Annotated in this window: 6 protein-coding genes; all 6 read left to right on the top strand. The window is 69.8% G+C overall.

The genetic code is table 11. The features are described from left to right. Positions 1-31: 31 nt before the first annotated feature. The 6 genes from H9L09_RS13465 (at position 32) to H9L09_RS13440 (ending at position 12518) form a co-directional block, all read left to right on the top strand. Entirely contained in the window at positions 32-1654 is a 1623-nt protein-coding gene (locus H9L09_RS13465) for an SdrD B-like domain-containing protein (protein ID WP_187577416.1), read from the top strand. After that, positions 1636-7023 carry a beta strand repeat-containing protein gene (locus H9L09_RS13460; protein ID WP_187577415.1) on the top strand — a complete coding sequence of 1796 codons (5388 nt, stop codon included), beginning with the start codon at positions 1636-1638 and terminating at the stop codon, positions 7021-7023. Before H9L09_RS13465 ends, H9L09_RS13460 begins: the two co-directional genes overlap by 19 nt. A gap of 86 nt (positions 7024-7109) precedes the next feature. Then, entirely contained in the window at positions 7110-8414 is a 1305-nt protein-coding gene (locus tag H9L09_RS13455) for a multicopper oxidase domain-containing protein (RefSeq protein ID WP_187577414.1), read from the top strand. Positions 8415-8416: 2 nt separating this feature from the next. After that, positions 8417-9721 carry a multicopper oxidase domain-containing protein gene (locus H9L09_RS13450; RefSeq protein WP_187577413.1) on the top strand — a complete coding sequence of 435 codons (1305 nt, stop codon included), beginning with the start codon at positions 8417-8419 and terminating at the stop codon, positions 9719-9721. A gap of 57 nt (positions 9722-9778) precedes the next feature. Further along, positions 9779-10543 carry a hypothetical protein gene (locus tag H9L09_RS13445; protein ID WP_187577412.1) on the top strand — a complete coding sequence of 255 codons (765 nt, stop codon included), beginning with the start codon at positions 9779-9781 and terminating at the stop codon, positions 10541-10543. Then, the gene (locus H9L09_RS13440) at positions 10500-12518 is read left to right on the top strand and encodes a hypothetical protein (RefSeq protein ID WP_187577411.1); all 2019 of its coding nucleotides are present in this window, start codon (positions 10500-10502) and stop codon (positions 12516-12518) included. Before H9L09_RS13445 ends, H9L09_RS13440 begins: the two co-directional genes overlap by 44 nt. The last annotated feature ends 54 nt before the right edge of the window (positions 12519-12572 follow it).

Genomic DNA, 12572 nt, shown 5'->3' with positions numbered 1-12572 from the left:
GGCCGCAGCGCCGCCGGACACGCAGCGGCGTGTGACGGCGAGTGCCGTGGTCCTCGCCCTCGCCGCCGCCCTGCTGGTGATGCTGCCGCCGCCCCAGGCGAGCGCGGCGCCCAGCAGCACCCTGCGCGTGCAGGTCCAGAGCGCCCGGACGGAGCCGCGCGCACTGGGCGGCACCGGTGTCCGCGAGGGCGACCCGGTGACGGCGTACAAGTTCCTGATCAACGCGGACAACACCGGCTCCACGGCGCAGCGCGCCCCGTCCGGCGCCTGCTCCGCCTCGACCCCCGGCTACCCGGCCGACTGCAAGTGGCCCTCGATCCGGGAGCTGCCGCACACCACCGCCCCGATCATCGCCCAGGGCACGGAGGCCGACCTGGCCGACGGTCTCGACCTGCCCGACGGCAAGTACCTCATCTCGGTGCTGGCCGACGGCTACAAGCTGGACGGCGCGCACTTCACAGTGCCGTTCACGACCACCGACCCGGTCGTCGTCGAGGTCCAGCCGGACCCGCTGCCCGACGCCACCCTCCGGGCCTTCGTCTTCCAGGACGAGGCGACCACCAACAGCGCCATCGACAACAGCGAGGACGGTCTCGCCGGCTTCCAGGGGCACATCAACGACACCCTCGGCGAGGTCACCACCGACGTCTACGGCAACCCGCTCTGCACGGTCTACGAGGGCGAGGACCCCGACACCCACGTCATCCCCGCCGGCTCCCTGGACGCCGACGGCGCGCCGGTCGTCAAGACCGTCGGCGGCAAGTGCTTCAGCGACAGCACCGGCATGCTGACCATCCCGCACCTCGGCTCGAACCGCTACACCACCACCGCCCAGCCGCCGGACGGTCAGGACTGGATCCAGACCACCACGCTCGAGGGCAACCACGACTTCGACACCTGGATGATGGAGGGCGCCACCGGCTACGACACCGAGTTCACGCTGGCCGGCGAGCCGGTGCCCACCCCGCAGTTCGGCTTCGTCAAGCCCAAGAACGCTCTCGGCAGCGGCTCGGGCTCGATCAGCGGCGTCGTGGTCGGCGTGAAGCAGTACACGCCCCCCAAGGGCGGCGACATCAACTTCTTCAACGGGATGACCGGCTCCAAGACCGACAAGCCCATCCCCCACCCCGTGCTCTCGCTCGCCGACCTCAACGACGGGGACCGGGCCAAGTGGGTCGGCCGCGGCAACGCCGACGGCAGCTTCACCATCCCCAACGTTCCGGACGGCGACTACTCGCTGACCTGGTGGGACGAGCCGCAGAACTACATCCTCAACCTGGTCAACGTCACCGTGAGGAACGGTGAGGCGGTCAAGATGGGCCAGCTCCCCCTGATGGGCTGGTGGACCAAGCTCGACGGCTACGTCTTCAACGACGCCAACCGCAACGGCACGAAGGACTCCGGCGAGAAGGGCATCCCGAACTTCACCCTGACGCTCCGCAAGCAGGACAACTCGCTGATGGACCGTGGCTCGACCACGGCGACCACCGACGCCACCGGCTACTACTCCTTCGAGGGCGCCTACCCGCTCGCCGCGTGGACGGTGATGGAGGCCTACAACGACTCCTTCTACACCACCGGCGTGACCTACCAGGCCGACAACCAGAAGACCCCGACCACCGTGAAGGGGCCGGGGTGGACGTCAGCACGCTGAACATGATCGGTCTGAGCGGGACGATGGACTGGGGCGTGCACGCGTACGACGCCACCGGCACCAACGGCATCGACCCGCGCAACGGCGGCATCGTCGGCTCGCTGAGCTACGACACGACCCGCAACGAGCTCGACCCGCGCTACGCCGCCGCGGAGGACTGGCAGCCCGGCATCTCCGACCTCCCGGTCGAGCTGCACGCGCCGGTCGACTGCGGCACGCACGCCGACGCGCCCTGTGACGCCGACGGCTACTACGAGCTGGCGTCCGACGGCTCCTACGCCAAGGGCAAGCTGCTCAACACCTACGTCTCGGAGCACTGGAGCCGGCCCACCGGCTGCACCGCGCGGGACGTGGACGGCAAGCCCCTGGTCCACCGGGCCGACGACCCCGCCAACTTCGACGAGGACGTGCTGGCGCCCAACCAGGAGACCGACGGCGAGTGCATCTCGGCGATCCTGCAGAGCGTTCAGTACGGCCCCTACGCCACCGACCAGGGCACCCCGGACGCCAACTTCGGTGCAGCGGTCGACGGCAACTACGGCTTCGGCGACGGCTGCTTCAAGGGCACCCTCGACGCCACCGACCCGGCCAACCCCACCTGCAACGACGCCAACGGCAACGCCGTGCCCTTCGACGCTCTCGGTTCGGGTGACTACCTGGTCTCCGTGGACATCCCCGACGACCTGACCGGCCACCCGATGTACAACGTGACCGGCGAGGAGGACATCAACATCGCGCACGGCGACCAGATCGTCCCGCAGGTCCCACCGCCGGCCTGCGCGGGTGCGCTGCACACCGTCGACGTCGCCGGCGGAGCGCCCACCGCGGCGTCCCTGAAGACCGGCACCGTGGCGGACAACAACGCGCTGACCTGGACCGCCGCATCCGCCGGACCGACCGGCAACGACGTCACGGTCGCGCTCGTCGCCGCCGGGGCCGACACGCCCCTCAGCGTCACGGTCACGGGCAACGACGTCGTGGTCGGCCTCGCGACGGACAGCAGCGGCGCGGTCACGTCCACGGCCGGCGACGTCAGGTCTGCGGTCCTGGCCGATGCCAGCGCATCGGGACTCCTCTCGGTCGCCGACACCGGTGCGTCCGACGGCACGGGGATCGTCACCGAGGTTGCCGCGGCCCAGCTCGCGGGCGGAGCCGTCGAGGACGGCTATCCCCAGGTGATCGGCGACGGCGGCGTCAGCAACGATCTGCCGGTCGGCGTGACCGTGCCCGCCTCGACCCCGGTCGACAACCCGACCTTCGTCGACATCGGCGGCTCGCCGTACGAGGGCCAGGTCAAGCCGCTGTGCGACACCAAGCTGGTCTCGCTCAACAACGGCAAGTCCATCGTGCCGATGTTCAACCTGTTCACCGACGTGCCGATCCCGTCGCGCCTGTTCGGTCTCATCGTGGACGACATCAACTACGGCACCGACCCGCGCAGCACGCTGTACGGCGAGAAGCCGGGCATCCCGTTCGCCCCGGTCGGTATCTACGACTTCAACAACCGCCTGGTGCAGACCGTGGAGTCCGACTTCAACGGCTACTACGAGACCCTGCTGCCGTCGACCGACCACATCAGCTGCCCCACGCCCTCGGGTGTGTGCACCGGGATGTACCGGTTCGTGGGCAACGACCCGGGAGTCCCCGGGGCCCTGAACGCCAACTACAACCCGCGCTACCGCACCATCGCCACCGAGTTCGAGGCGATGCCCGGAGTGACGATCCCCACCGACCTGGCCCCGACCCAGGTGGGTGCGATCCTGACCAGCCCCACCACCGGCCTCGGCATGGCCGTCTCCTGCCCGGTCGATCCGGTCGTCCCGCAGCTGTTCGCGGTCTCCAAGCCCTACGTGGACGGCTCCGGTTCGTTCACCATCGAGGGCACGGGATTCGGTTCGGCCAAGGGCACCGGTGAGGTCACGCTCGACGGGACCGCTCTGCCCACCACCGCCTGGAGCAGCACCACCCTCCAGGTCACCGTCCCCGCCGGCACGGTCCCGGGAGCCCACACGCTCAAGGTCACCGCCGACAACGGTGAGGAGACCGTGAACGGCCTGACCTTCCACGTGCTCGGTGCGGGCTACAGCCCCACCGTCCGCGAGGTCGGACCCGGCAGGACCGGAGCCAACCAGTACGCCACCATCCAGGCGGCGCTCGACGCCGCCTACGCCAACAACGGCTCGGCCGGGAACCTGGTCGTGGTCTACCCGAACAACGCCACCGCCGCCAACCCGCGGGGCGCCTACTACGAGAACCTCGTCATGGCCTCCCCGGTCAAGCTCCAGGGCGTCGGCTCGGGTGGCTTCCAGGGCAACACCTACGTGGCAGGCACCGTGCTGGACGCCGGTGCGTTCGGTGGGGACACCGACCTGGCGACCGCGTGGTACGCCAAGGTCGGCGGGCTCACCTGGGACGGCAACCAGACCGTCAGCGACGGTGAGGCGATCTATCTCCTCGCCTCGTCGGGGAACGGCGACCAGCCCGGCCGGGCCCGCTCGTTCGGCGGCGCCTTCCACGCCGCCATCGACGGGTTCGACATCCGGGGCGGTGACCAGCAGGGCTTCCCGGGCAACATCAACGAGCTGACCGGTCAGCCTTCCGGACTCCCGCCGAACATCGTCACCCAGGGCGGCGCCGTCTTCGCCAACGCCTACGTCAAGAACCTCCAGATCACCAACAACGTGGTGGAGAACAACGGCGGTGGCTACGGCACCATCCGGATCGGCACCCCCGACCTTGCCGGCGTCGACGCCAACCAGCACAACGAGGGCGTGCGGATCGCCGACAACCGGATCATCTCCAACGCCGGCACCAACCTGGCGGGCGCAGTCGGCCTCTTCGGCGGCAGCGACGGCTACGAGGTCTCCGGCAACGACATCTGCGGCAACTTCTCCCTGGAGTACGGCGCCGGAGTGAGCGTCTACGGCCTCAGCCCCGGCGGGAAGATCCACCACAACCGGATCTACTTCAACAACTCCAACGACGAGGGCGCCGGCATCATGATCGCCGGAGCGCTCCCCGCCGACCCGACCGTGCTGTCTCCCGGCACCGGTGCGGTGGACATCACGCACAACCTGATCCAGGGCAACCTGTCCAACGACGACGGCGGTGGCATCCGGTTCCTGATGTCCGGCGCCTCGACCATGAACGTCGTCGACAACACGATCGTGAACAACGTCTCGACCCACGAGGGCGCAGGCGTGGCCATCAACGACGCACCGAACGTGCGCCTGGTCAACAACACGATCATGAAGAACACCACGACCGCGACGGCGGTGACCTCGAACGGTGCCCCGGCACCCGCTGGTGTCTCCACCTCGCTCAACAGCGACCAGCTGCAGGGCACCCTGCCAGCCGGCGCGAAGCCCTACAGCGACCCGGTGATGTTCAACAACATCCTCTGGGACAACCGCGCCGGCACCCGCGCCGGCACCACCGTGACCGGTATCGGGCTGGCCGGGGACAGCAGCGCCGTGGACCACTGGGACGTCGGGCTGGCCGACGGGACCGCCTTGCTGAGCCCCCTCAGCTCGGTGATCCAGCAGGACGCCGCCCAGCACGCGTACGCCACGGATGCCAGCAACAGCACGACGAACCCCGGGGTCGTGTCGACCTACGACACCTCGGTGGCCTTCGCGACCTGGCGTCAGAACCCCGCCTTCGTCGACGCCACCCTGGTGGCCGCGGAGGTTCCTGCCAACCAGCTCGGTGACTACCACCTCGCAGGCACCGGGACCACGTGCACGTCGCCGGCCTGCAACCTGGGCGTCGCCAGCACGGGTGCAGGAGCCACCCTGGTGAACGCGCCCGCCACCGACATCGACGACGAGGTGCGCCCTGCGCTCGGCGGCATCGACGCCGGCTCGGACGAGTTCGGCTCCACCAAGGGGGGCACCCCGCCCCCGCCCCCACCGGCGAAGGACTTCTTCTTCTCGACGGCCGGGCTCAGCTTCGCCCCCATCCCTGCGCTTCCTGGAGACGTCCTGCGCTACAACGGCTCATTCAGCCGCCACAAGGCTCAGGTGGCCGACCTGGGACTGCCGCTCTTCGGGGTCAACATCGACGGCCTGAGCATGGTGAACGACAACCACTTCTACGTGTCCTTCGACGCCAACATCACGATCGCGCGGCCCGGGCCCGACCTGGCCGTGGCCGACGAGGACGTGGCGGAGTTCGACAACGGAACCTGGTCGATGTTCTTCGACGCCAGCGCCCGCGGCCTCAGCACCGGCATCGACCTCGACGCGATCAGCGTGGTCAACGGCAGCCTGTACTTCTCCGTCAACTCCACGACCGCGTTGCGCACCAACCTGAGCGGTGACGTCAACGACGTCTACGCCTGGACCGGCGCCAACACCGTCGCCCGGGTGGTCACGGTGGCGGGCACGGCGAACCTCGACTCGCTCGTCTACACCGACGCCACGCACCTCCTCGCCTCCTTCTCGGTCGACACGACGCTCACCGGCGCCGGGTCAGTCCAGGACGAGGACATCGTGGAGCTCGCCGCGGACACCTGGTCGGTCTGGTTCGACGGCACCGCCGCCGGCCTGACCAGCAACAACCAGGACATCGACGCGTTCTCGCTGCCCGGAGCGGCGGTCACCCCGCCCCCGGTCGACCCGCCGCCGGGCCCGACCGGCGACGGCAAGGGGCGCGTGGTCTTCTCCACCCTGGGCGACGTCAACCCGGACGGGGTCACGGGGACCGCCGACGACGCCGACCTGTACTCCTTCGACGGGACCACCACGACCCGTGAGCTGGACGTGACCGCCCTGCCCGTGGCCAGCCGGCTCCCGGCCGGTGCCAACCTGGACGGCTACGACCGGATCGACGCGACGCACTTCTACGCCTCGTTCGCGGGCAACACGTCGGTGCCCGGCCTCGGGACGGTGCAGGACGAGGACGTCATCCTCTACGACAACGGGACCTGGTCGGTGTGGTTCGACGCCACGAGCCGAGGCCTCACCGCAGCTGCCCAGGACATCGACGCGATCAGTGTCTCCGGCAACACGCTGTACTTCTCCACCGCAGGGAACACCAACCCGCGGCGGGTCACCGGCACTGCCGACGACGCCGACATCTACTCGGTCGACGTCACCGCCCCCGCCGACACCGCGGTCTTCACCCGGGTGTGGGACGCGACGGCGAACGGGGTGCCCAGCGCGGCCAACGTGGACGGCTACGTCCGGGTCGACGCAACGCACTTCTACCTCTCCTTCCGGCCGGACACCACCCTGCCCGGCCTGGGAGCGGTCCAGGACGAGGACGTCGTGCTCAACAACGGCGGCACCTGGTCCAGCTACTTCGACGGCACAGCCCACGGGCTGACCGCCGCCGGAGCCGACGTCGACGCGTTCGACATCCCGTGAGACCCCGCTCGGTCCAGAAGAACCAGGTGAGAGCAATGACCAACGAAGAGACGACCGGCCAGATCCGGACGGCAGGGGGAAAGAGCATGGAACAGATCCGACTGGACCGCCGCAGGTTCCTGCGGCTGACCGGGGGGGCCGCGGCACTCGGCTCCGTCGCCTGGGCAGGCAAGAGCCTGTTCCCCGAGCCGGCCGAGGCCGCGCTCGGGGCGCCGGACCTCTACCTCGGTGGGACCGACGGCTGGATCCACCTGCCGCCCACCCCGGCGATCGCACCGTTCCACCCGGATCCGCTGGCTCCTCCGGGCCTGACGACGTACATCTTCGGGTTCCGCAACCTGACCGGCCTCACCGACATCCAGGCCCAGGCCCAGAAGTACCACGCCCAGCACTCGGCGCCGCTGTTCTGGGCCAGGCAGTTCGACCCCGCCCAGCCGGTCGACTTCAAGGTCCAGCTGACCAACCTCGGCCTCCAGCTGCGCCCGGACCTGTTCGACGCCCACACCCTGCACTGGCACGGCTTCCGCAACGTGATCCCGTTCTTCGACGGCGAGCCGAGCGGGTCGGTGTCCGTGCCCGCCGGGCGGTCGATGACCTACGTCTACCGCCCCCGGGACCCAGGGACCTACATGTACCACTGCCACGTCGAGGACGTGGAGCACGTGCACATGGGCATGACCGGGCTCGTCTTCGTCCGGCCGCTCAAGGGCGACAACTACCTCTACAACGACCCGGCCGGCACACCGCCCGAGCGTTCCACGCAGTTCGACCGGGAGTTCGCGATGTTCTGCTCGGAGGTGTGGGCCGAGGCGCACTGGGCCGACGCCCACATCCAGCTGCCGGAGTGGAGCGACTACCACGCGGACTTCGCGCTGCTCAACGGTCGGGTCTACCCCGACACCCTCGCGCCGAACGGGTCGATCGACCCGTTCCACCAGGTGGTCGCGCCGGACGGCGACCTGATCGCCCCGGCGGGGCGACCGGACCTGAAGTACCAGCCGCACTCGTCCCTGGTCACCTGCAACGCGGGCGACCGGGTGGCACTGCGGTTCGCCAACCTCGGCTTCCGGGAGTCGGCGATGACCCTCTCGGGGATCCCGATGCGGGTGGTCGGCCGGGACGCGACGCCGATGCGGGGTCGCGACGGGACGGACACGTCGTACGAGACCGAGACCCTCAACATGGGCCCCGGCGAGAGCTACGACGTGCTCTTCACAGCCCCGGCGCACGCCGGCGGCACGCCGTACGACACCTACATGCTCTACAACCGCAACTTGCTGCGGTCCAACAACCTGGCGCCAGGCGGGTTCGGCGGACAGGCCACCGAGGTCCGGGTCTACCCGACCGGCACGGTCCACGCCCAGGCCTACCCGAACGACTTGGGGGTCTGACCATGAGCACGCTCACCGCCTCACTGAAGGCACGACTCGGAGGCCGACGCGCAGCCGCGCTGCTCGCGGTCGCCACCATGGGGGTCACCACCGCGGCCCTCACCCCGCAGACGACGGCGTCCGCCGCCGACGTCCCCAAGGTCGGCATCGTGTGCACCCCCAGCGACGGTGGCGTCGCCGGGAAGCCGATCTTCAACCTGACCACGCGAACGGGCTACATCAGCCTCCCCGACGGCAACACCGCGTTCATGTGGGGCTACTCCCACGGCTTCGACGCGTTCCAGCACCCCGGCCCCGTCCTCTGCGTGGAGGCCGGCGACGAGGTCACGGTCATCCTGCACAACACGCTGCCGGACCCGACCTCGATCGTGTTCCCCGGGCAGGAGGGCGTGCTCGCCGACGGCATCGCGTCGACTCCCGTGCGCAGCAGCGGGAAGGTGACGTCGCTGAGCACCACGGCCGCCGCGAGCACCGGGACCGTGACCTACAGCTTCACCGCCGCGAACCCGGGCACCTACCTCTACGAGTCGGGCACCAACCCCGAGAAGCAGGTGCGGATGGGCCTGTTCGGGGCGCTGATCGTGCGACCGGCCGGCCAGCCCCACCAGGCCTACGACTCCGCGAACAGCGACTTCACCCCGGACCGCGAGTTCATGGTGCTGCTCTCGGAGATCGACCCCTACCAGCACCAGCGGGTCGAGCAGGGCCAGTCCTTCAACATCGACAACTACCACCCGCGCTACTGGTTGATCAACGGCCGCGGCTTCCCCGACAGCATCGCCGACAACGGTGCCTCCTGGCTCCCGTCCCAGCCGTACGGGGCGCTGGCGGAGATCATGCCGAACGAGCCGTCGCTGGCGCGCTACCTCAACGTCGGCACCGAGGACTACCCGTTCCACCCGCACGGCAACAACGGTCTCGTGATCGGTCGCGACGGGCACCCGCTCACCGGCCCGACCGGCGAGGACCTGTCGATGGAGAAGTTCGACATCAACATCGGCCCCGGCCAGACCTGGGACGTGCGGTTCTCCTGGCACGACGCGGAGGACTACAGCGCCGCCAACCCGGTGCCCGTCACGACGCCCAACCTGGCGAACTCGTTCATCGGGACCTTCTACAGCGGCAGCCCCTACCTGGGCCGCCAGGAGACGCTCCCGACCGGAACGCCCACCCTCAACCAGTGCGGTGAGTACTACATCATCAGCCACAACCACGCCCTCTTCCAGATCACCTCGTGGGGCGCCAACATGACCGGCCCGATCACGTACATGCGGATCGATCCGCCCGGCCACTACGACTGCAAGTGAAGGGCGGGAGAACCAAACGGCGGCAACGTCACCGCCCCCGGTGGCCCGACGATCGAGGTGGACCAGGGCGACACGGTGACCGTGACGCTGCACAACACGCTCGGCGTCAAGACCGCGCTGTTCTTCCAGGGGCAGCAGCTGCCCCTGGACCGCACCGGGGCCGACGCGAGCACCGGCACCCGGACGTACACCTTCACCGCCTCGCACCCCGGCACCTTCCTCTACGAGGCTGGACCGGTCCTGAAGTCCGGCCCGGCCGACACCGCCGGCACGGGCACGCAGTACCAGACCGCGATGGGCCTGCACGGAGCGCTCGTGGTCCGGCCCGCGCCCGGCCAGGCCTACGACGCCGGCTCGGCGTACGACGACGAGGCGGTCCTCGTGCTCAGCGAGATCGACCCGGCGCTGAACACCAAGGCCTCCCCGGCGACGTTCGACATGCGCAGGTACGTCCCGCGCTACTCCCTGATCAACGGCAAGGCCTACCCCGACACCACCGCGATCCCGAGTGCTGGTGGGCACACCGTCCTCCTGCGCTACGTGAACGCCGGCGTCAACTACCACTCGATGGGGGTCCTCGGAGCCTCGCAGACGGTGGTCGGGACGGATGGCAACAAGCTGGACTTCCCCCGCACCTACGTCGCGCAGACGTTCGGGCCCCGGCGAGTCCGCCGACGCCCTGGTCAAGGTTCCGGCTGCCGCAGCCCAGGACACCAGCCTGAGCGTCTACGAGGCGAGCCTGGGACTGACCAACCGCACCGCGGCCCGCGTGGGCGGCATGCTCACCACGGTCGACGTGCCGGGCTCGGGGGTCACCGGTGACAGCACCGGACCGGTGACCAGCCAGGTCGCCTTCCTCGGCGGGACCCTGTCGGCCCACGTGGACGACAGCGAGCGCGGCGGGAGCGGCATCGCGGCGGTCGAGTACTACCTCGACGACGTCGGTGGCACCGGCCTCCCGATGGTCGCCGGAGCCTCCCCCACCGAGGACGCGACCGCGGCGTACAACGTCCCGGACGGACAGCACGTGCTCTACGTCCGCGCCCAGGACGCAGCCGGGAACTGGGGACCGCTCAGCTCGGTGCTGGTCACCGGCGCCGACGCCGGTGGTCCGACCACCTCGGGGCCGATGCTGACCCCGCAGCTGGTCAGGCACGACGGCGGTGCGGTCCACGTCAGCGCCACCGGCGACGACTCCGCCTCGGGGAACACGAACATCGTCGCGGGCGAGTACTTCGTCGACACGCTGGGCGCCGACGGCGCGGGCGTGGCGATGACCGTTTCCCAGGCCGCTCCGGTGGCCGCCGTGGACGGCACCCTCGGGCAGACCGAGGTCAACGCCCTCGCCGAAGGCGGCCACTCGGTGTACATCCACACCCAGGATGCCGAGGGCAACTGGGGCGCGGCGGTCACCGCGACCCTGGCGGTCGACACCACCGGTCCCGTGGTCACCGACGGCGACGCCCTGGCGGTGAGCCCCAACCCGAGCAACGGCAACGTGCCGTACAGCAACGGCACCAGCTCGATCCGTCTCAACGCCACGCAGCTCAGCGACCCGGAGTCCAACTTCGTCCAGAGCCCGATCGCGGGTGCGGAGATGTTCATCGACAACGTCGGCGCCGCCGGCACCGGCGTTCCGCTGCGGGCCGTCGACGGCTCCTTCAGCGACCCGGTCGAGGGTGGGTACGCGGACATCCCGCTGGCCACCGTCCGCGCCCTGAGCAACGGCAACCACACCATCTCGGTGCGGGCCAAGGACGCGGCCGGCAACTGGGGAGCCCTGTCGACCACCACCCTGGTCGTCGACAAGGTCAACCCCACGGTGAGCAACGCGGCGGCCGTCCCGTCGCCCACCCAGGGCGCCCGGACGGCGACCATCACCGCCACCGGCACCGACGGCACCTCCGTCGTCGCCGGTGAGTTCTTCCGCGGCGCCGACCCCGGTGCCGGCAAGGGCACGGCGATGACGGTCAGCGGGTCGGGCCCGTGGACGGTGACGGGCACGCTCGACACCTCGGTGCTCCCCGAGGGCAGCACCACGGTCAAGGTCCGGGTCAAGGACGCGGCCGGCAACTGGAGTGCGACCGTCAACGCCACCGTCACGGTGACCGCGCCGCTCTCCTTCTCCACGCTGGGCAACGACGCCTCCGGACGGAACGCCAACAACGTCTACCGGTGGAACGGCTCGTCGATGGTCGGCACGGTGTTCTCGGGGCCGGCCAACGTGGACGGCTACGCAGTCGTGGATGCCACCCACGTCTACCTCTCCTTCAGCAACACCTCCACCAACCTGGGTGGCGGCCTCACGGTCCAGGACGAGGACGTCGTGTCGTTCAACCCCGCGACCGGCACCTACACGATGGTCTTCGACGGGTCCACCAACGGGCTCGGCGGAAGCGTCGACGTCGACGCGATCAGCGTGGCCGGTGGCAAGCTCTACTACTCGGTGAACGGTACGACGCGCCCGACCGGCGTGACCGGGGCGGGAGGAGCCGCCAACGACATCTACCGGTTCGACGGAACGGGTGTCACCGGGAGCTCCACGCGGGTGGTCGACGCCTCGCAGGCGCCGTACAGCATGCCCAACTCCGACGTCGACGGGCTCGTGTTCATCGACGCCACGCACTTCTACCTCTCGTTCAGCCCGACCACCACCGGCACGCTGGCCGGACTGGGGAACGTGCAGGACGAGGACGTGGTCGCCTACAACGCCGGCACCTGGTCGGTCTACTTCGACGGCACCGGCAAGGGCTTGACGGACAACAACAGCGACATCGACGCGTTCGACCTGCCCTGAACCATCCCCGGACGGGACCGGGCCGGCTCACGGCCCGGTCCGGTCCGGACTCTG

Source organism: Nocardioides mesophilus (assembly GCF_014395785.1).
GTDB classification, from domain to species: domain Bacteria; phylum Actinomycetota; class Actinomycetes; order Propionibacteriales; family Nocardioidaceae; genus Nocardioides_B; species Nocardioides_B mesophilus.
This window is presented reverse-complemented; position numbering and strand designations above follow the sequence as displayed.

Bases quoted from the DNA above. Each gene is read 5' to 3' on its own strand.
- H9L09_RS13440 (WP_187577411.1), top strand. From the start codon at position 10,500: ATGCTCACCACGGTCGACGTGCCGGGCTCGGGGGTCACCGGTGACAGC.
- H9L09_RS13455 (WP_187577414.1), top strand. From the start codon at position 7,110: ATGGAACAGATCCGACTGGACCGCCGCAGGTTCCTGCGGCTGACCGGG.
- H9L09_RS13450 (WP_187577413.1), top strand. From the start codon at position 8,417: ATGAGCACGCTCACCGCCTCACTGAAGGCACGACTCGGAGGCCGACGC.